The organism is Streptomyces sp. R28, assembly GCF_041052385.1.
Classification (GTDB): domain Bacteria; phylum Actinomycetota; class Actinomycetes; order Streptomycetales; family Streptomycetaceae; genus Streptomyces.
In genome coordinates, this window is record NZ_CP163439.1 from 5,843,448 (window position 1) to 5,863,028 (window position 19,581).

18 protein-coding genes and 2 pseudogenes are annotated in these 19,581 nt (G+C 70.6%); 10 read left to right on the forward strand and 10 right to left on the reverse strand.

All coding sequences use genetic code 11. The features are described 5' to 3' along the window. The first annotated feature begins 74 nt into the window (after positions 1 to 74). From AB5J49_RS26105 to AB5J49_RS26115, 3 genes and pseudogenes are all read left to right on the forward strand, one after another. Positions 75 to 2,013, forward strand: a pseudogene (locus AB5J49_RS26105) (serine/threonine-protein kinase). A 57-nt stretch (positions 2,014 to 2,070) separates the two neighbouring features. Further along, positions 2,071 to 3,621, forward strand: a complete 1,551-nt coding sequence (locus tag AB5J49_RS26110) for a substrate-binding domain-containing protein (protein WP_369171141.1) — start codon at positions 2,071 to 2,073, stop codon at positions 3,619 to 3,621. A gap of 207 nt (positions 3,622 to 3,828) precedes the next feature. Beyond that, positions 3,829 to 5,184: a M28 family metallopeptidase gene (locus tag AB5J49_RS26115; RefSeq protein ID WP_369171142.1), complete on the forward strand. Its 1,356-nt coding sequence runs from the start codon at positions 3,829 to 3,831 to the stop codon at positions 5,182 to 5,184. 54 nt (positions 5,185 to 5,238) lie between these two features. Here the strand turns inward: AB5J49_RS26115 and AB5J49_RS26120 are convergent, their stop codons facing one another. Next, complete coding sequence (locus AB5J49_RS26120) at positions 5,239 to 6,000, reverse strand: SLATT domain-containing protein (protein WP_369171143.1); 762 nt, start codon at positions 5,998 to 6,000, stop codon at positions 5,239 to 5,241. A 345-nt stretch (positions 6,001 to 6,345) separates the two neighbouring features. Between AB5J49_RS26120 and AB5J49_RS26125 the strand changes: the two genes are divergently transcribed. The 4 genes from AB5J49_RS26125 to AB5J49_RS26140 all read left to right on the forward strand — a co-directional run bounded on the left by AB5J49_RS26125 (position 6,346) and on the right by AB5J49_RS26140 (position 8,563). Continuing rightward, positions 6,346 to 6,690, forward strand: coding sequence for a YbaB/EbfC family nucleoid-associated protein (locus tag AB5J49_RS26125; RefSeq protein WP_048585591.1), 345 nt, complete (start codon positions 6,346 to 6,348; stop codon positions 6,688 to 6,690). 93 nt (positions 6,691 to 6,783) lie between these two features. Continuing rightward, positions 6,784 to 7,383: a recombination mediator RecR gene (gene recR / locus AB5J49_RS26130; RefSeq protein WP_369171144.1), complete on the forward strand. Its 600-nt coding sequence runs from the start codon at positions 6,784 to 6,786 to the stop codon at positions 7,381 to 7,383. Continuing rightward, complete coding sequence (locus AB5J49_RS26135) at positions 7,376 to 8,038, forward strand: DUF5063 domain-containing protein (protein WP_369171145.1); 663 nt, start codon at positions 7,376 to 7,378, stop codon at positions 8,036 to 8,038. The genes recR and AB5J49_RS26135 overlap by 8 nt, the downstream gene beginning before the upstream one ends. 60 nt (positions 8,039 to 8,098) lie before the next feature. Beyond that, positions 8,099 to 8,563: a RidA family protein gene (locus AB5J49_RS26140; protein ID WP_369171146.1), complete on the forward strand. Its 465-nt coding sequence runs from the start codon at positions 8,099 to 8,101 to the stop codon at positions 8,561 to 8,563. A gap of 43 nt (positions 8,564 to 8,606) precedes the next feature. Here AB5J49_RS26140 and AB5J49_RS26145 read toward each other — a convergent pair whose 3' ends face one another. From AB5J49_RS26145 to AB5J49_RS26160, 4 genes are all read right to left on the reverse strand, one after another. Next, entirely contained in the window at positions 8,607 to 9,443 is an 837-nt protein-coding gene (locus AB5J49_RS26145; protein WP_369171147.1) for a PhzF family phenazine biosynthesis protein, read from the reverse strand. 79 nt (positions 9,444 to 9,522) lie between these two features. Continuing rightward, positions 9,523 to 10,335, reverse strand: coding sequence for a proline hydroxylase (locus AB5J49_RS26150; RefSeq protein WP_369171148.1), 813 nt, complete (start codon positions 10,333 to 10,335; stop codon positions 9,523 to 9,525). 51 nt (positions 10,336 to 10,386) lie between these two features. Then, complete coding sequence (locus AB5J49_RS26155; RefSeq protein WP_369171149.1) at positions 10,387 to 10,608, reverse strand: hypothetical protein; 222 nt, start codon at positions 10,606 to 10,608, stop codon at positions 10,387 to 10,389. Between the two features lie 145 nt (positions 10,609 to 10,753). Further along, complete coding sequence (locus AB5J49_RS26160) at positions 10,754 to 13,654, reverse strand: alpha/beta fold hydrolase (protein WP_369171151.1); 2,901 nt, start codon at positions 13,652 to 13,654, stop codon at positions 10,754 to 10,756. A 302-nt stretch (positions 13,655 to 13,956) separates the two neighbouring features. Here AB5J49_RS26160 and AB5J49_RS26165 point away from each other — a divergent pair, with 302 nt between their 5' ends. Next, the gene (locus AB5J49_RS26165) at positions 13,957 to 14,367 is read left to right on the forward strand and encodes an SsgA family sporulation/cell division regulator (protein WP_274241551.1); all 411 of its coding nucleotides are present in this window, start codon (positions 13,957 to 13,959) and stop codon (positions 14,365 to 14,367) included. 34 nt (positions 14,368 to 14,401) lie between these two features. Here AB5J49_RS26165 and AB5J49_RS26170 read toward each other — a convergent pair. After that, a pseudogene (locus tag AB5J49_RS26170) lies at positions 14,402 to 14,508 on the reverse strand (sulfite exporter TauE/SafE family protein); the annotation flags it as partial. Positions 14,509 to 14,687: 179 nt separating this feature from the next. On the opposite strand from AB5J49_RS26170, the gene AB5J49_RS26175 reads away from it, so the two are divergent. Together AB5J49_RS26175 and AB5J49_RS26180 are read left to right on the forward strand one after the other, a co-directional pair. Further along, positions 14,688 to 14,873 (forward strand): hypothetical protein, encoded by a 186-nt coding sequence (locus AB5J49_RS26175; RefSeq protein ID WP_369171152.1) that lies wholly within the window; start codon positions 14,688 to 14,690, stop codon positions 14,871 to 14,873. A gap of 162 nt (positions 14,874 to 15,035) precedes the next feature. Then, positions 15,036 to 15,536 (forward strand): SgcJ/EcaC family oxidoreductase, encoded by a 501-nt coding sequence (locus AB5J49_RS26180; RefSeq protein WP_369171153.1) that lies wholly within the window; start codon positions 15,036 to 15,038, stop codon positions 15,534 to 15,536. Here AB5J49_RS26180 and AB5J49_RS26185 read toward each other — a convergent pair. The 4 genes from AB5J49_RS26185 to AB5J49_RS26200 form a co-directional block, all read right to left on the reverse strand. Further along, positions 15,502 to 16,854 (reverse strand): sensor histidine kinase, encoded by a 1,353-nt coding sequence (locus tag AB5J49_RS26185; RefSeq protein WP_369171154.1) that lies wholly within the window; start codon positions 16,852 to 16,854, stop codon positions 15,502 to 15,504. The two genes, AB5J49_RS26180 and AB5J49_RS26185, sit on opposite strands and share 35 nt — an antisense overlap. Then, the gene (locus AB5J49_RS26190) at positions 16,851 to 17,540 is read right to left on the reverse strand and encodes a response regulator transcription factor (protein ID WP_369171155.1); all 690 of its coding nucleotides are present in this window, start codon (positions 17,538 to 17,540) and stop codon (positions 16,851 to 16,853) included. The genes AB5J49_RS26185 and AB5J49_RS26190 overlap by 4 nt, the downstream gene beginning before the upstream one ends. Positions 17,541 to 17,628: 88 nt before the next feature. Beyond that, on the reverse strand, positions 17,629 to 18,816 hold the full coding sequence (locus AB5J49_RS26195; protein ID WP_369171157.1) for a cytochrome P450: 1,188 nt from the start codon (positions 18,814 to 18,816) through the stop codon (positions 17,629 to 17,631). Next, on the reverse strand, positions 18,806 to 19,543 hold the full coding sequence (locus AB5J49_RS26200; protein ID WP_369175263.1) for a tRNA-dependent cyclodipeptide synthase: 738 nt from the start codon (positions 19,541 to 19,543) through the stop codon (positions 18,806 to 18,808). The genes AB5J49_RS26195 and AB5J49_RS26200 overlap by 11 nt, the downstream gene beginning before the upstream one ends. Between the last annotated feature and the right edge of the window lie 38 nt (positions 19,544 to 19,581).

The window sequence follows — 19,581 nt, forward strand, 5'->3', positions numbered from 1 at the left end:
TCCCCATATGCCGCACTATCGTGGGGGCCGTTGCGTAAGCGGGGGTTTGCGTGGGCGGGGTTGGGGGGCGTGCGATGGAGAAGCTGGGGCCGGGCGATCCGCAGCAGATCGGGGCTTATCGGCTGCTGGCGCGGCTGGGCGCGGGCGGCATGGGGGACGTGTATCTCGCCCGGTCGGACCGCGGCCGTACCGTCGCCGTCAAACTCGTACGGCGGGAGCTGGCCGCGCAGGAGGAGTTCCGGGCCCGTTTCCGGCAGGAGGTGCAGGCCGCGCGGCAGGTCGGCGGGTTCTGGACCGCCCCGGTGCTCGACGCGGACACCGAGGCCGACGTGCCCTGGGTGGCCACCGGGTATGTGGCCGGGCCCAGCCTCCAGCAGGTCGTCGGGCACGACCACGGGGCGTTGCCCGAGCGGTCGGTACGGATCCTGGCGGCCGGCCTCGCGCATGCGCTCAAGGACATCCACGCCGCGGGGATAGTGCACCGGGATCTGAAACCGTCCAACGTCCTGGTCACCATCGACGGGCCCCGCGTCATCGACTTCGGGATCGCCCGCGCGCTGGAGACGGTGGGCGAGAGCGGGCTCACGCGCACCGGTGCGCTCATAGGGTCACCGGGGTTCATGGCGCCCGAGCAGGTGCGCGGGGACCGGATCACGCCCGCGTGCGACGTGTTCTGTCTGGGCTCGGTGCTCTCGTACGCCGCGACCGGCGCGCTGCCCTTCGGATCCGTCGACAGCGGCGCCCACGCCGTGATGTTCCGGATCGCCCAGGAGGAACCCGACCTGGAGGGGGTGCCCGAGACGATCGCCGAGCTGGTACGGGACTGCTTGCGCAAGGACCCGGGCGCCAGGCCGACGCTGGACCGGATCCTGGAGCGCACGGGGGCCGAGGACACCGTCTCCGGAGGGCGGTCCCGGGATCCGTGGCTGCCGGGTGCGCTGGTGGCGCAGCTGGGGCGGCATGCGGTGCGGTTGCTGGATACGGAGGATCCGGGTGGGGACGGTGGGGACGGTGGGGCCTGAGGGTTCGGCCGGTGGTCCGGTGGCTCCGGGGGGCCCGGCGCAGGCGGCTTCGCCGCAGGTGCGGGCGGTGGAGGTGGGTTCGCCGGAGCTGGGTTCCGGGGCACCGGGCCCCGTGGAGCCGGCTCCCGCGGCCTCCCCCGAACACGCCCCGGCCGTCGGAGCGACGCCGCCGGACCAACTCCCCACCGTGGCCGCGACGCGGAACGGCGACCAGAGCGCGCCGCCGGCCCCGCCCACCCCGCCCCACCCGGCGTACGGCACCCCACAGCAGCACCCCCAGCCCTCGCAGCAGCCGGCGTACGGCTACCCGCCCCCTCCGTACTCCGCGAACCCGCCCTACGGCCCGACCCCGCCGTACGCCCACACCCCGCCGTACGACCCGCCCCTGCCCTACCTCCCCACCGCCCCACCCGAAGAGCCCCGCCGAAGCGGACGTTCCACGGCGGCGCTCATCGTCGTCGCGCTGGTCGTGGCGCTCGCCGCCGGTGGCTCGGTGTACGCCCTCATGAACGGGGACGGTGACGACAGGACCGGCGGTGATCCGACCGCCAACCCGACCGCCACGACCACCACCGAGCCCCCCACCGGCGACCCGACCACCCCCTCCGCCTCCCCGTCCCCGTCCGCGTCCCCGTCGGACGGCGCGATCCCGGCGGACTACCTGGGCACCTGGACGGCCTCGATCGACAACGGCGGCGGCGAGAACACCCGTCGGCTGACCATCCGGCAGGGCGACGTGGGCGACACGGTCCTGACCCTGGTCGCCGACGGACCTGCCGGCACCGGCACCTACCACTGCGAGTTCGAGGCGGCGCTGACCGGAGAGCCGGGTGGCGAAGGCCCGTTGGAGATCGGCCCGTCCACGGTGACGGCCGGGGAGTCACCCACCTGTTCGCCGGGCGAGGCCACCGAGATCACCCTGCTGCCGGACGGCGGGCTGGAGCGGGTGAACACGAGCAGTGGCGAGAAGTTGACGTACACCAGGCAGTAACCCCAAGTACCCGTATGCGTAAGGCCGTTGAGATCACCCCTGCCTACGGTGATGCCGGTGGAGTGGCTGAGCGCAGAGAACATCGTGGCCGTCGGCACCGCGGTGCTCGGTGTCGTCGCGTCCGGCGTCATGGTCTGGTACGAGCGCCGGGTGCCGCGCAGGAAGCGCATCGGCTACCGCGTCCAGATGGACAACCCCATAGGCGACGACGTGAGTTCGGGCCGGGCCAACGTCCGCCTCGGCCTGTTCGACGCGGACATGGACGACGCGACCCTCGTGCTGCTGCGCGTCGAGAACGACGGCTCGCAGAGCATCGACCGCGACGACTACACCGGCCCCGAACCCCACGGTCTCACCGCGGTGTTCACGGACCGCACCATCCGAGGTGTCTCGGTCACGCAGCCGACCGACATCGACCACCTGATGGACCACTTCACCCCGCAACGGGGCTTCGGCTACGAGGACAACCGGCTGCGCATCCCGCGCGTCCCGCTCAACCCCGGCGACCACTACAAGCTGCTGGTGATGCTGTCCGGCGGCGACGTGGGCCGGGAGATCCGGCTGCGCGGCGGCATCCGGGACGGCGAGGTGCACCCCAACCGCAGCGCGACGCCGGACGACAAGGCGCCGGTGTTCAGCCTGCAGGCAAGGATCTTCACCGGGCTGCTCACGCTCTCCGTGCTGGCGCTCGCGGGCATCGTCGTCTTCCGTGACGGCAATCCGATCGAGTGCGAGCGGGGCGAGCTGAGGGTGATCGGCTCGACCGCCTTCGAGCCGGTGCTCTCGACGCTGGCGCAGAGTTACGAGCGCAAGTGCGCGGGCGCCGAGATCGACGTCGAGACGCGCGGCAGCGAGGCGGGCGTCGCCGAGCTCGCCGCCCTGGCCGGTGGGTCCAGGCCGAGGGCGCGGTCCGTGATCGCGTTCTCCGACGGCCCGCTCGGCGACCGACTGGGGCTGAAGGGGAAGAAGGTCGCGCTGTCCGTCTTCACCCTCGTCGTCAACGACGGGATCGAGCTCGGGCCCGACGGCCTGTCCGTGCAGCAGGTGCGGGACATCTACAAGGGCAGGTACAAGCGCTGGGGCGAGGTGCTCCCGGGCCTCGACAGGGCGACCGCCGGCCTGCCCGTCGTCCTGGTCAGCCGGGGTGACAGTTCGGGGACGCGACAGGTCTTCCAGGACCGCGTGCTGGGGCAGTGGGAGCAGGCGCAGAGCACGTCACTGGACTGCCGGCCGCCCGAGGGCGCCGTCACCTCCGTCACGCGGTGCGAACTCCCCGGCACCGGCGACGTCCTGGACAAGGTCGCCGAACAGCCCGGCGCCATCGGCTACAGCGAGCTCGGCGTCGCCGCCCGGCACAAGGGCGTGCGCACGGTGCCCCTCGACGGCGACCGCGCGAACGTGGACGAGATCGAGCGCGGCGACAGCGCCTACCCGTACCGCGACATCGAGTACGCCTACACCTCCGGCACCGCCCCCGACGACTCCCTCACCGCCGGCTTCCTCGCCTACCTGGACAAGGAGAGCAGCCGACAGGTGATCCGCACGCACGGGCATCTGCCGTGCGGGACGCCGGTGGGGCTGAAGTTGTGCGTGAACTCCCGCGACTGAATCCCGCGACTGAATCCCGTCACTGAATGCCGCGACTGAATCCCGCGCCTCAGCTGCCGCTCGGCACCCTTGCCGTCGATTGCCATGTCCACAACCATGGCGGAGTCGGCCGTATCGGCAGCCCCGGGAGGACACATGCATCACAGCCCCACCAGGAGAACGGTCTTAACGGCTACGACAGCTACGACAGTTACGGCGGCCACGGCGATGGCCACCACGGCCACGACCGGCACGGCCGAGGCGGCGCCCGCGTCGGCAGCGGGCAACCTTGCGGCATCCGCCCAGCGCCCCACCCGCGAACTCCGCGCCCTCCTCCGTGAGATCGACCCCGCCCGCATCGAGGCCACGACCCGCAAACTGGTCTCCTTCGGCACCCGTCACACCCTCTCCGTCCAGGACGACCCGGACCGCGGCATAGGCGCCGCCCGCGACTGGCTCCTGGCCGAACTGCGCTCCTACGCGGCGACCTCGGCCGGCCGGATGACCGCGGAACTCCAGTCCTACGTTCAGGAACCGGCTCCCCGTATCCCTTCCCCCACGAAGATCACGAACGTCATCGCGACACTGCGCGGCTCGGTCACGCCGGAGCGCGTCCACGTCGTCTCGGGCCACTACGACTCCCGCGCCACGGACGTCATGGACGCCACCTCCGACGCGCCGGGCGCGGACGACGACGCGTCGGGTGTGGCCGTCGTCCTGGAACTTGCCCGGGTGATGGCGAAGCGCCGCCCGGCGTCGACGATCGTGTTCGCGGCGGTGGCGGGGGAGGAGCAGGGGCTGTACGGATCGGCGTACATGGCACAGCAGTTGAAGGCGGCGGGCGCGGACGTCCGGGCCATGTTCACGAACGACATAGTCGGCAGCTCGACGGCGGACGACGGCACGCGCGAGCCGTACACGATCCGCCTGTTCGCGGAGGGGGTCCCCTCGTCGGAAACCCCCGAACAGGCGGCGATCCGCCGCTCGGTGGGCGGCGAGAACGACTCCGCGACCCGCCAACTGGCGAGGTTCGTCAGGGACGTGGCCGAGAACGACGCAACGGGCATGCGGATCCGAGTGATCCACCGCCGCGACCGCTACCGCCGGGGCGGCGACCACATCCCCTTCCTCGAACGCGGCTACCCGGCCGTCCGCTTCACCGAGCCGGCCGAGGACTTCGCCCACCAGCACCAGGACGTCCGCGTCGACGAGACCGGCAAGCAGTACGGCGACCTGCCGCAGTTCTGCGACTTCGACTTCACGGCGAGGGTGGCGAAGGTCAACGCGGCGGCCCTGTGGACCCTGTCCCAGGCCCCGGCCGCCCCGACCGGCGCCAAGATCATCACGACCACCCTCACGAACACCACCCAACTGGTGTGGACGAGGGGCCCGGAACCGGACCTGGCCGGCTACGAGATCGTCTGGCGCGAGACGACGGCCCCCGAGTGGACCCACGTGGTGCCGGTGGGCGACGTGACGACCCACGAGGTGGACCTGTCGAAGGACAACGTGTTCGTCGGAGTGAGAGCGGTGAACAGAGCGGGCCTGCGGGGCCCGGTGGCCTTCCCGGCCCCGCAGTCGTAAGCGGGCCGGGGGGTTCCCGTCCGGGGGTGCCCCCTCTGAGGGGCGAAGGACCCCCTACCGAGGCTCAGGCGGCCGCTGCCGGGGCATGTTCGGCCGGGCCCCGTTCCCCGGTGGCACCGCAAGCCGCCCCTGCCCCACCCCCACATCCTGCCGAGCTCCACCGGCCACAGCCGACTGAATCCCCATCGGCGCCGACCCCGTGCGGAACTCCACCATCCAGTCCGCCGTCTCCGCCCGCACCAACTCCGTCACGTCCTCGGAGAACCGCCGCAGCACCCCCAGGCACCGCTCCGCCGCCTCACTCGCGGTCCCCTCGGCCGGCCCCAGAACCTCCCGCACACTCTCCGTCGCCCAGTCGAACTGCAACACCTGAAGCCGCCGCTGCACCGCCTGAGCCGTGGCGACGTCCCTTATCCACCCGGACGTCACCCCGAAGAACCGATCGACCGCCACACACGCCACCGCCAGCAGCAGCGCCAGATACCCCCACGGCGCCACCCCGCTCGCGACCCCCGTCAGATCCAGCAGCGGCAGCGCGGCCCCCACCACCGCCCCCACCGCGGCCCCACCCCGCAGCGCCCGAGCGCCCCGCCGCTTCCACACCCGATCCGCGAGATACCACGCGGCCGTGTCCAGCGCTCCCCGCTCCACCCACCGGTACAACTCGTGCAATCGCACCGCGGGCTCCCCCCAGTCCCCGAGCGGAAACGCCCGCCCCCTCAGATCGCCCGGCCGGATCCCGGCCGCCCCTTCGCCGCCCCCGACGCCCCGCCCGTGCTGAGACGACCTCTCGGGCTGCATCTCCGGCTGACCCACCCGGCACTCCCTACTGATCACGGTGCGTGACACCACGTACGACCCGGGTACGACCCCCACGCCGCACGGAACGTCACGCAGCACCTGAGGCTGACGCGCCGGACCCTTCCTAGCGCCCCATGGGTGACGAAGAGATGCCTTTCGCCTCTTTTCCGCCCGGAAGAGGGTCTTGATCAGGTATCGGACTCCAGTTCCTCTCACTCGAAAGAGTGCTGGGGCGACGGCTGCGCCGACCACGTAGGCTCGTGCTGAACGGGAAAGTCGAGCGGAAATCCTGTACAGGCACCCGTACGGCACCCGTACAGGAACCCGTGCAGACACGCGTACACACGCAAGGAGCTGATCGTGATCCCCGGTGGTGGCCAGCCCAACATGCAGCAGCTGCTCCAGCAGGCCCAGAAGATGCAGCAGGACCTGGCGAGGGCGCAGGAGGAACTGGCTCAGACGGAGGTCGAGGGCCAGGCGGGCGGCGGCCTGGTGAAGGCCACCGTGACGGGCTCCGGCGAACTCAGGGCGCTCAAGATCGACCCGAAGGCGGTGGACCCGGAGGACACCGAGACCCTCGCCGACCTGGTCATCGCGGCCGTACAGGCGGCCAACGAGAACGCGCAGACGCTCCAGCAGCAGAAGCTGGGCCCGCTGGCCCAGGGCCTGGGCGGCGGCAGCGGCATCCCGGGCCTGCCCTTCTGACATTCCCGGCGTTCTCCGGCTTGCCTTTCTAAGACGGCCCGCGGCCAACTACGGTACGTACCGTAAGGAACCCCCAGGAAGGACGGCAGTCCGTTGTACGAAGGCGTGGTCCAGGACCTCATCGACGAGCTGGGACGGCTGCCCGGCGTCGGTCCCAAGAGCGCGCAGCGGATCGCCTTCCACATCCTGCAGGCGGAACCGACGGACGTACGGCGCCTCGCCCAGGCCCTGATGGAGGTCAAGGCGAAGGTCCGCTTCTGCGCGACGTGCGGGAACATCGCGCAGGAGGAGCTGTGCAACATCTGCCGGGACACGCGCCGTGACCCGGCGGTGATCTGCGTGGTCGAGGAGCCCAAGGACGTGGTGGCGATCGAGCGGACCCGCGAGTTCCGCGGCCGTTACCACGTCCTCGGCGGCGCGATCAGCCCGATCGAGGGTGTCGGACCGGACGACCTGCGTATACGAGAACTTCTCGCGCGGTTGGCCGACGGGACGGTCATGGAGCTGATCCTGGCCACCGACCCGAACCTGGAGGGCGAGGCCACGGCCACGTACCTCGCACGCATGATCAAGCCCATGGGCCTGAAGGTCACCCGCCTGGCCAGCGGCCTCCCGGTGGGTGGCGACCTGGAATACGCGGACGAGGTCACCCTCGGCCGCGCCTTCGAGGGGAGACGACTCCTAGATGTCTGACGCCACGCTGCACGCGACCGAGCCGGACCCGGACGACTTCGCGGTCCAGATCTCGGACCAGATCGAGAGCTTCCTGGTCGCCGTCACGGAGGTCGCGAAGGGCGACGAGCCGGGCTCGACCGTGCCCTTCCTCCTCCTGGAGGTCTCCCAACTCCTCCTGGCCGGCGGCCGCCTGGGCGCCCACGAGGACATCGTCCCCGACGAGCGCTACGAGCCCGACCTGGGCCCGGAGCCCGACGTCGACGAACTCCGCGAGAACCTCGCCCGCCTGCTGGACCCGGTGGACGTCTACTCCGAGGTCTTCGACCCCTACGAGCCCCGCAAGGCCCCGGTCCCGGCCCGTATCTCCGACGACTTGGCCGACGTCATCACCGACCTCCGCCACGGCATGGCCCACTACCGCGCCGGCCGCACCACGGAGGCGCTGTGGTGGTGGCAGTTCTCGTACTTCTCCAACTGGGGCACGACGGCCTCGGCGACCCTGCGCGCCCTGCACTCGGTCCTGGCCCACGTCCGCCTGAACCAGCCCCTGGAGGAGCTGGACGGCCTGGACACGGACCAGAGCATGATGGGCGACGAGACGCTGGAGTTCGAGGCCGGCAGGGTCATGGAGCAGGAGATCGGGGAGCCGCTGGGGATGCGGCCGGCGAAGTAGCGGCCGAGCCGTACCGGTACCCAGGGTGCCGGTACGGGAGCGGTGGGTAACGTCCTCGGTATGAGTAGCGAACTCGCCACCAGGCTCACCGAGTTGGACCTGCGCCTGCCCGATGTCAGCCCGCCCCGCGGGGCCTATGTCCCGGCGGTGCGCAGCGGCTCCCTCGTCTACGTGGCCGGCCAGGTGCCCATGGCGAACGGCGAACTCGTGGCCACCGGCAAGGTCGGGGGCGACGTGACGCCGGAGGAGGCGTACGGGCTCAGCCGGCGGTGCGCGCTCGCCGCCCTGGCCGCGGCCGTCTCCGTCGCGGGGCGGGACGCTGTGGCGGGCGTGGTGAAGGTGGTCGGCTACGTCGCGTCGGCCGACGGTTTCACCGGACAGCCGGGTGTGGTCGACGGCGCGAGCGACCTCTTCCTCGCCGTCTTCGGCGAGGCCGGCCGTCATGCACGCAGCGCGGTGGGCGTCGCGGAACTCCCGCTGGGCGCTCCGGTCGAGATCGAGGTCGTCTTCGAGACGTCCGGGTGAGCCTCGGCCTCGCACGGATACGGGCCGGGGGATCCGGTGCGGATCAGATGCGGGCGGCCGTGCCGGTGACTTCGATGCCGCTGCCGGGCTTTTGCGGGACCGACACCGAGATCTTGCTCGGCCGGCCCATGTCCGCGCCTTGATGGACCGTGATGGTGGCGGGCGTGGGGACGAGGCGCAGTTCCCTCAGGTAGCCGCCGAGCGCGGCGGCCGCCGCGCCGGTGGCCGGGTCCTCGAACACGCCGCCGGGCGGGAAGGGGTTGCGGGCGTGGAACACCGTCGCCGACTCCCGCCAGACGAGGTCGACGGTGGCCCAGTCCTTCCGGGCCATGAGGGTGGCGAGCGACGGCATGTCGTAGTCCAGGTCCGCGAGGCGTCCGCGGTCGGCGGCGGCGATCACCGGATGCCAGGCACCGGCGTACGCGGCGCGGGGCGGCAGCGTCGGATCGAGGTCCCCGGCGGGCCAGTGCAGGGCTGTCAGCAGCTCGGCCAGGTCGTCTGGGGAGATCGGTGCCGTCCGGGGCTCGACGCTCACCAGGGAGGCGACCAGGGAGCCGTCCGCGTCGAGGGTGGTGCTGACGGACACCGAGCCGGCCTTGGTGCGCAGCCGCAGGGGGCCGGGACCGTGCCGGTCCGCGTAGGCGACGGCGGTCGCGATCGTCGCGTGGCCGCAGAACGGCACCTCGGTGAGCGGGCTGAAGTATCTGATGTCCAGGGTGCCGTCGGCCGACGGCAGCACGAACGCGGTCTCCGAGTAGCCGACGTCGCCCGCCGTCGCCAGCATCGTCGCCTCGTCGATCCCGGTGGCGTCCAGCACGACACCCGCCGGGTTGCCTCCGGCGGGGTCGGCGGCGAACGCTACGTAGCGTAGAACCTCCATCAGCTGACCGTAGCGACGGGACCGGGTGATCGCCAGCAAGTCAAGGATGTTGACGTCCAGTCAGCGGCGTGCGGTCGGCTCACCCCCACGTCAGAAGGTCTCCGGTGATGCTCAGCCCCATCGAGAACCCCAGTGCGATACGGCGACCCCCTTCGCTTGGGCGCACGGCGTGGAAGTTGCGCGGGTCTAGCAGCAGAGCCTCGCCCACGGTGGGCCTGACCTCGACCGACTCGGCGTCGCCCACCACGGTTTCGGCGTACCCGTAGGACTGCGGCAGCCGGTGGGCCTCGTCGGCGGGGTGCCAGCGGTGCCGCCAGATGACCGTCTCGCCGCCGGTCTCCGGGACGGCGAGGTACAGGTTGAACGCGAACTGGGCCACCAGGGGGGAGTCCAGCAGATTCCCCTGGAACTCGCGCAGTGCCTCGTCGAAGTGGACCTGGAAGCCGTAGTTGGGCTCGCGGGCGACGCCGGGCGTCAGCTCCCGGCCGCCGTTGGTGCCGACTGCCACAGTGCCGGGCCAGTCCGCGCCGAGCGCCTCGCGGCACAGCGCGAAGGGGTCGTAGGGGAGCCCGAGGCTCCGCCATGCCTTCCGGTCGGCGTCGGCCGAGGGCCAGTAGCTGTCGGCGATGGCGCCGTTCGTGCGGTGGTCGCTGACGCCGACACCGAACCGCATCACGGGCGGCTGGACGCGCTGCCTGCCGTACGACTCGAAGGGTGAACTCTCCAGCGCGTGCAGGATTTCCGCGCACGTGGCGGCGGAGAGGAGGCCGGGTACCCGGACGGCGGCGCGACGGCCGGCCGCGAGGTCGGCGATGTGCTCACGGGTGAACGCCGGGGCGGTCGCCACGCTGAAGTAGGGGTCGCGCGGTACGGCTTGAGAATGAGCGGACAAGTCGGCAAGTTGCATGACAACATCCCGTCTCTCGCAGGGCCGTACGGCGTGTCACGCCTGGTGGGCGTAGCTGAAGTCCCGGAAGGCGGTGGCCGCGCTCGTCTCGAGAACGGGGCGGTCGGATCGCAGGGCGTCGAGAACGATCTGTCGTGCGATCTCGTCCCGGGACAGTTCGGCGCCGTGGTCCGGGTTCTTCTGCCCGGACGTCGCCTCTAAGTTTTTTAAGTTTTTGTCGTGCTCGGGTTTCTTGTCCCTGTCGTCGAAGGAATTCACACAGGCCCCCCTGGTGCTTTGTCGTTCATGCGGAGTCGCGATTCCGTCACCCTCTGCACTCGAGAGTGAAGGCTGTCGATGGTAGGACGCAAGCCCCCATCCGGGCGTTGTTTTCCGTCAACTCACAGCAAGTACACGGGTTTTGCTAGAGGTCCTGGTCCATCCGGTCGAGTAGATCCTTTGTCAGGCGGACCTCGCGATGGGTGTTGCCCAGGACGCGCCGCTGGTCCTTGAGAAGGGATTTCAGGGCGGCGGAGGCCTCCTCGACCCGTCCACGCATCAGCAGGGCCTGGGCGCGGACGTAGCGCAGACGCATCACCGCGTGGGAGTCGGAGGACTGCCGGGCATCCCGCATCCCGCTGTCGATCATGGCCAGCGCCTCGTCCACCTTCTCCCGCTCCAGCAGCGTGCGCCCCAGGCTCTCCCGGACGTGCAGGGTCTCCGGTGTGCCGCGGGACCAGTTGCGCAGCCTGATCGCCAGGATCTCGCGCAGGTGGGCCTCCGCCTCGGTCAGGTTGCCCTGTGCCAGCAGGGCTCGGGCGTGGGTGTGCCGGACGACCATCGTGTCGGCGTGTTCCGCGCCCCGGACCCCCTTCTCGTCCTCCACGACCGACCGCAGGATCTCCTCGGCCTCGGGCGCCCGGTCCTGTTCCAGGATGGCGCGTGCCAGCTTGTGACGGCTGGCCAGCGTGTCGGGGTGCCGATCGGGCAGCACCTCCGACCGTCTGGCGATGACCTCCTTCAACTCGGCTTCCGCCGCTTCGAGTTCGCCGGTCTCCAGGTCGATGCGGGCGCCCTCGTGGCGCAGCCCGAGGATCTCCCGGTCGTCCCGGTGGAAGCCGAAGGAGTCGCAACTCTCGATGATCGGCAGCAGCAGGGCCCTGGCCGGTGCGAGGTGCCCGGCGACCAGCAGGTACCGGACCGTCAGCCGGGCGAGTTCCAGGGTGGAGGTGAGCACGTCGCGGTCGTCGGTCGGTCCGTCGGGTCGCAGGACGGAGCGGGTGACCTCGATGGAGTGCGGTGTCACCGCGGGCCACACCGTCCACGCGTCGGGATAGTCGGGGTCGTGGTCCTTGACCGCGTCGAGAAGCATGTGGACGTCGAGGGCGTAGTAGTCGGCCCTGCGCCGCAGTACGTCGTCGTCGGCGCGGAGGATGGCGTGGACGACGGGATGCAGGGTGAGGAAGCCCTCCCGGGCCTGGTCCGCCTCGATCAGGTCGAGGTGGCGCAGGCCCATGATGGCCTCGGTGCGCTGCGGCCGGGTGAACTCCGGCCAGAGCGAGGACCTGGCCGGTGCCTGGCCCCCCAGCAGGCGTTGGTAGGGGATCGGCGCGATGTTCAGACAGGCGAGCGCCTTCAGCAGCGGGGCGGCCTGGGGCAGGCCGCGCCGCTCCAGCAGACCCAGCGAGATGCCGTACACCTCGTCGACGATCTTCTCCAGGCCCAGCGTCTCGTCGTCGCCGTCCATCCGGATGCCGACCGGGGACGCGGAGCGGCGGGCCCAGGCCTGACGGTACGTCTCGAAGTCTCTTATGTCGTTGGCGCCCAGAAAGACCCCGCTCTCGCGCACCGACCGGATGTACTGCGCGGCCGTCCGCAGCGCCAGGGGAAGGCCGCCGAGCTCGTGGGAGAGCAGGCGGGCCTGCTCCGTGGTGCCGGCCCCGGGGCCGGTGCGCTCGATGAGCATGGAGGCGCCGTCGGTGTCGTCGAGGCGTGGCACGCGGCGTACGTGGCTCCAGTCGCCCCAGGTGTCCTTGTTGTTGACCTGGCTGGTCACGACGACCATGCCGTTCGCGCCCTCGGGCGGGCGCAGCCAGCCCGTCCCGTCCTTGACCGCGCCGCCGCGCGGGGCGAGGCGCTGTGGGTCGTCGGCGTTGTCGAAGACGATCAGCCATGGCTCGGCGGAGGCGTTGAGGAAGCGCCAGACGAGGTCGGTCTGACTGCGGCCGCCCCGCCAGGCGACGTCGGCCTGGCTGTCCGGAATACCCAGCTCCCGGGCGACTTCGCGCATACAGGCGCTGAGCTGGTTCACCCGTACCCACCACACCCGGCGACCGCGGGCGTCGGCCTGCGCGGCGATCTCCAGGGCCACGCGGCTCTTCCCGCTCCCGCCCGGGCCGACCAGCACCTGCACGCCCGAGGCGGACGAGACGATGTCGGACACGATCTGCCGGCGCGCCTGCCCGTGCAGCCTGCCGTCCTTGTGGGGGAGGGCGACCGAGAAGGGCCCCTCCTCTTCGCCGGGGTGCTCGCAGGGGAACTTCTCGGCGGGCTCCGCGGACTGCGGGGCCGGGTCCGGTAACGCGGCCGGTGTGCCGGGGGGTTCCGGTGCCGTGTGTGCGGCGATGACGTCCTGGAGCACCGCCTTGAGGACGACGTAGGACTCGGCCTGCCGGTCGGCGGGTTTCACGAGGGTGAAGTGGTCGCCCTCGATGGTGTCCCCGCCCCAGGGGTTGGTGGCGTTGATGGCCGGTACGACGTTGTCGGTCTGTCCGCCGAACGCGGAGATGGGTATGGGGCACTCCGAGTCGGAGGCCGCGTTCGCCGCGACCACTCTCTGCAGCACGGTCTGCTGGGCTTCCAGGACCGCACGGGTGCTCAGCGGCCGCAGTTCGCGTTCCTGGACGTTCCGCCAGAACACCAGGGCCTTGCGCAGAAACAGGAAGAAGCCGGAGCCGTTGTTGGGGCAGCCGTACATCACGATGTGCTTGATGCGCGCGAGTTCCGCGCCTTGGTTGCGCCACAGCCTGCGAGCCAGGAAGCGCTGGATGACGAGCCCGCCCTGGCTGTGGCTGACCAGGACGACCGGTCCCCCGTCGGCGCACTGGTGACGCAGATAGGTGCCCAGCCGGTCGGCTATGTCGTCGACGTCGGCGATGCGGCGGTCGGGCCGTAATCGGACCTTGGGGGAGTCGTAGTCGAAACAGCGGACGCTGAGCCGACGTTTCAACTCCCGGTCCTTGGCCAGGAGGTCGGTGAACTTCTGCCAAGTCCCGGCGTCGGAGAACAGGCCGTGTACGAAGATCACGTGGGTGCGTGCCGCCATCACCGTCGGAACCTCCAGGCCGCGAGGCCAGTCGTCACCGGATGGGCCGGCCCTTCACGAGGAAAGCGGCCGCGTCATTGATGAATGATGCACGAGCGGTGACACCCAGGCCAAGGACCCGGTTGACCAGGGCTAATCCAAATGCCCTCGGTCACTCACGCCACGGGGAAGGGATCGACTGGTGTGACGCAGGTTACGGAAAAAGACTTCTGAAGCGGCGTAATGCGCCGGCCCCTCGCGCGGTCTCATCTGCACAACGGTCACCCCGGCCGGTTGCCCCGCCCGAATCGGAGCCCCCCACCATGTACGTCACCCTTGAGCAGCCGACCGGCGCCCGTCTGATCACGGCCTCGGACCAGGAGATCGCGATACCCGCGACCCTCCGCTACACCTCCGCCGACCCGCTGGCGGTGCACCTCGACTTCCCGCCGCATGTCACGCTCGACGGCGAGGTCACGACCTGGACGTTCGCCCGTGTGCTGCTGAGCGAGGGCCTGCGTGCCCGGGCCGGGCTCGGCCGCGTTCGCGTCCGGCCGTGCGGGTCGTCCCACACGTATGTGGAGTTCCATGCGCCGGAGGGCACGGCGGTGCTCCGCTTCGGCTCGGCGGATCTGATCCGCTTCCTGGCCCGCACGTACACCGTGATCGCGCCGGGCGAGGAGACCGTGGGGGCCGAGCTGGACCACGGTCTGGTGGCGCTGTTCGGGGTGTGAGGACTCCGGCGTCGACGCGGCACCGGGTGGGCTGTGGCACCCCGTTCGCCGCCACCGAGAACGCGTTGACGACCACCCCGTAGAACTGCGCGTTCGGCACGAACTCCCGTACGCCCACCCCGCGTTGACCGCGTACAGAGCAGCAGCACCAGGGCGGGTACGGCGACCAGGGCGAAGCCCTTCCCGGTGAGGTCGGTGGTGTAGCCCGCTACACCGCCTCTTCGGGAGCTCACTACCTCGTTGCCGACCTCGGAAAACGGGATCGTTGATCTCGCCAGGTCAACGGCCGCACCAGCGGCCCCGCCCCGAAGGAAACCGCCATGAAGGCCCTGCTCTCCTCCCGCCCCGTCCTGTGGTTCCTGTTCCTCTTCAACGCCCTCGTCGCCGCGGCCGCCCCCCTCGTCGTGGACGGTGCGCAGTCCATCGCGACCAGTGTCGGCATGGGCGTAGTCTCCCTCGGAGCCGGTTCCGCCCTGATACGTCGACGGACTGCGAACGCGGCGTAATCAGCCGGTCACCCGGCGTGAATTGGGCACGTGCTGTCCCGGCCCTGTATCTGCCTTGTACGGGCCCTAACCGGTGCCACGCGAATCTGGAGTCACCTCCACCGCAGAGAACGCGGAAAGCGGAGGGAGACCCACCAGACCGCACAGCACCGGGAGTTCGCGATGACCCGTCGTTCCATAAGCAAGCGTGTAGCCGTCGTCACCGCCGCCGCCCTCGTCGCTGTCGGCACCTTTGCCGCAGGTGCTGCGGTCGCCGGGCAGGAGAAGGCGGCGAAGCCCGCCAAGAAGCAGGTTGCCGCCCTGTTCGACGAGTGGAACGCGGCGCTGAAGACGCAGGACCCGGAGGAGGTCGCCGACCTCTACTGGGACGACGCGGTCCTGCTGCCCACCCTCTCCAACCAGGTCCGTGCCGACCGCGAGAGCCGTATCGACTACTTCGAGCACTTCCTGGCGAACAAGCCGGTCGGCAAGAAGATCGAGACGCACATCAACGTCCTCGACTCGAACTCGGTGCTGGACGCGGGTGTCTACCAGTTCACGCTCACCGACCACGACTCGGGCGAGAAGAAGATCGCCAAGGCCCGCTACACCTACGAGTGGGAGAAGCGGGACGGCGAGTGGAAGATCGTCAACCACCACTCCTCGTTGATGCCCGAAGACTGATCCGCACGGACAGCCCGCCCCCGGGAGCGTTGCCCAGGGCCACCGTCCCGCCGTCGTCGGTCACCAGCTGCTTGACGACGGCGAGGCCGAGGCCGGAGCCGGCCTTCCCGGTCAGGCCCTGGCCGCGCCAGAAGCGGTCGAAGGCGCGGGACTGCTCCGCGTCCGACATGCCGGGGCCCTCGTCGTCCACCGACAGGATCACCTCGTCGCCCCTCGGCTCCACCCGGACCGTGATCGTGCCGCCGTCCGGTGACACCTCCAGGGCGTTCGAGAGCACGTTGTCCAGCACCTGGTCCAGATGACCGGGGCTGGTCAGCACAAGCAGCCGGCCGTCGGCACTCCCCCTGAGCGTGATGGTGACTCCGCGCTCGTCGGCGGCCGGCCTCCACACCGACAGCCGCTCGTGGACGATGTCCGCCAGCGCCAGCGGCTCCGCCGCCGACACCTTCGCCTCGGCCCGGGCCAGTACCAGCAGACCGTTCACCAGCCGGCTCATCCGGACGACCTCGGCGGTGGCCTGCTCCACGTCCTCCCGTACGAACTCGTCGTCGACGCCGTCCGAGATGTTGTCCAAGGACAGGCGCAATGCCGTGAGAGGAGTTCGGAGTTGGTGCGAGGCGTCCGCCACGAAGATCCGCTGCGAGGCGACCAGCGTGTCCAGGCGCTCGGCGCCCTGGTTCAGGGTGCGGGCGAGGGTCTGGGTCTCCGGCGGGCCCGTCACGGGGGAGCGCGCGGTCAGGTCGCCGTCGCTGAACTTGCTGGCCATGGCGTTGAGTTCGCGCAGCGGTGCGGTGATCCGGCGCGCGGCGAACGCGCCGATCGCGGCCGCCGCCGCCAGCACGAACACGGCCAGGCCGGACCTGAAGCCCCAGATCTGCCACAGCCGCCTGGTCATGTCCGAGGTCGAGTACACGATCCGTACGGCCGCCTCCCCCTTGGCGGGGACCGTGACGGCCAGGTGCTTGCCCCAGATGAAGTCGGAACCCCAGTCGGTCGTCGGCTCGTTCTTCTCCACGGCCCGGATCAGCGCCGCGTCCGTCGTGGGCTTCGGCAGGTCGGGAGCGCAGCTGCCGGTGGGGGTCACCTCGACGTCGCCGGGGGTCTTTTTGCTGTACGCCTTGGCCACCTTCGTCAAGGCGTCGCACGAGGTGTTGTCGCCGTTGCCCAGCAGCAGCGCCATCGTGTCGGCCTCGCGCAGGACGGACAGCTTGGTGTCGTCCCGCAGCTGTTTGGTGAGGGTGAAGGCGACCGGCACGGTGAACAGGAGGATGGCGACCGCGACGAGCAGGATGTAGCTGCGGATGAGCTGGCGGTTCATGAGGCGTCACTGCCTCCGACGATCTCCAGCCGGAACCCGACCCCGCGCACCGCCTCGATCGTGATCGCCCCGGCGAGCTTGCGCCGCAGCGCCGCCACGTGCACGTCCAGCGTCTTGGTCGGCCCGAACCAGTTGGCGTCCCAGACCGCCTCCATGATCTGCTCGCGCGACATCAGCGCCCCGGGCTCCTCGGTGAGGAAGGCCAGCAGGTCGTACTCCTTGGGCGCGAGGGCGACCTCCTCGCCGTCCAGGCGGACGCGGGCCGCCTTGCGGTCGACGGTCAGGCGGGGACCGTAACGGTCCGGGCCGGCCTCGGCGGCGGCAGGAGTGCGCGGCTGCATCCGGCGCATGACCGCTCGTATCCGCGCGATGACCTCGCGCACCCCGAACGGCTTGGACACGTAGTCGTCCGCGCCGAGCTCCAGCCCGACCACCCGGTCCGTCTCCTCGCTGCGCGCGCTGATCACGATGATCGGCACGTCACCGCGCTCGCGCAGCGCCTTGCAGACGTCGAGACCGTCGGTGTCGGGCAGGCCGAGATCGAGCAGTACGACGTCGTAGGGGTCGTCGTGGCTGAGCGCCCCGGCACCCGTGCTGACCCACGCCACCTCGAAGCCGTAACGCAGGAGTCCTCGCCGGAGCGACTCAGCGACCGGTTCGTCGTCTTCCACCAGCAGTACGCGCACAGGCGAACCCTAGTGGTTGAACTTTAAAGACGGCCGGTCGCCGAGCCCGTGAGCAGGTGATAAGCGGGCCAAGGGGGTAAATCGGCCGCTACCACATGATTGGTAGCCGCTCCGGGAGCCGCTTCATGAACCCGGTCCGCCACACCAGCTGCTCGATCGGCACCGCGAGCCGCAGCCCGGGCATCCGCTCCAGCAGGGTCTCCAGGGCGATCTCCGCGTGTTTGCGGCCGAGGGCGGTGGCGGGGCAGTAGTGGCGGCCGCCGCCGAAGGAGAGGTGGGCGGTGCTGTTCTCGCGGGTGAGGTCGACGGTGTGGGGGTCCGGGAAGGCGGCCGCGTCGAAGTTCGCGCCCTCGACCAGGACGAGGACCAGCTCACCCGCTGCGACCTGTACATCTCCCAGGAGTACGTCCTCGGTCGCCAGCCTCGGCAGCCCGTCGCCGATGGACAGGTTGACGCGCAGGAGCTCGTCGACGGCGGCCGGGATCAGCGTGCGGTCGGCGAGGAGGCGGGTGTGCAGCTCGGGGTGCTGGATCAGCGACACCAGCGCCATGGTCAGGAAGCCGGCGGTGGAGATGACACCGGCGCCGAACATCGTCACCCCCACCGTGGCGAGCATCTCGTCGGTGAGGTGGCTGTAGTCGGGGTCGGCGCGCAGGGCGGCGAGCTCGGCCATCAGGCCCGTGGTCGCCGGGTCGTCGAGCCGCTCCGTCATGAACGCGATGTCCCGGTCCCAGTTCAGCCGCGCCCCCGCGATGGGGCAGGCGGAGTTCATGAACGCGATGTCCAGACTCCGCATCAGCCTGGGCGCGTCCGCCTGCGGGATGCCGAGGATGCGGCAGTGCATGCCCGCCGAGTACGGGTCGGCGAAGCCGCCGCGCAGGTCCGCCGGGGCGCCCTCGCCGATCAGCCGGTCGACGAGCTCGTCGGCGTAGGACCGCATCCACTGCGCGAGGCCCGGGCTCTTCGGGTTCAGCGCCTTCAGCACCGCCTTGCGCAGCCCGGCGCCGGTGATGTTCCCCATGTTGTTGACGACCTCGGGCGGGATCGTCAGCGCGTACTGGCGGGGCACGCCCGGGGCCGAGGTGTCCTTGAGGCTGAAGCGCGGGTCTTCGAGCACCTGCTTGCACAGCTCGTACGACGACACGAGCCAGGCCTCGTCACCGGCGATGGTGCGGACGCGACGCACAGGTGTGGCGGCGCGCAGCTCCTCCACCTCGGCGGGGATCTGGTCGCCGCGCCAGGAGAAGGGGAAGTCGAGGGGGGCTTCAGTGAGCATCGGTGGTCCTGTCTGCCGGCGTCACGATGGCGTGCCCCTGGTTGCGGGAGGCGCGCAGGCCGGCACCGCGGGAGTAGAGGAGCTCGGCCATCGGCAGGAGCTGGTGGTAGCAGTTGAGGGAGGAGGGGACGCCGAGGATGGCGGGCGTGTCCAGGAAGAGCGGCGCCTCGGCACAGACGTAGGCCAGGCAGACCTCGCGCTGCGCCTCGGTCACCCGCCCGGCCTTGCCGGCCAGGAAGGTGTCGACGAGCTTCTCGCAGGTCGTGCGGAACTCCTCGTCGGTGGCGAGGCGGGCCTGGAGGCGGTCGTGGATCTCGCGGTACGCCGTGTTGCCGTGGAAGTCGGACATGGCGTGGGCGCGCAGGCGCGTGCCGCCGGGGTCGACGGCTTCGACGGCGCCGAGAACCTTGGCGCGCACGCCGCGCAGGTTCTTCACCGCCTTGCGGCGCGCGTCGTCGGGCGGATAGCCGGACGCCGCGTACATCTCGGCCACGTACAGGTCCGTGTAGACGAAGTCCACGCGCTCGAAGAGGGCGAGGCCCCAGCACGCCAGGTCGTGGACGCGTCGGGCGGAGAAGTAGCTGTTGCCGGGGGAGACGCCGATGACGGCGTGGTCGCCCGCGACGCGGATGACCTCGCAGTGCGGCGTGAAGGGCTGGATCTTGAAGAGGCCGTCCGGGGAATCCGTGTCGGCTCGGGTGACGTGCTGGATCTCTGAATGGGTCACAGTCGTCAAAGGAAGAGATTCCTTCGCGTCGCGAGTCC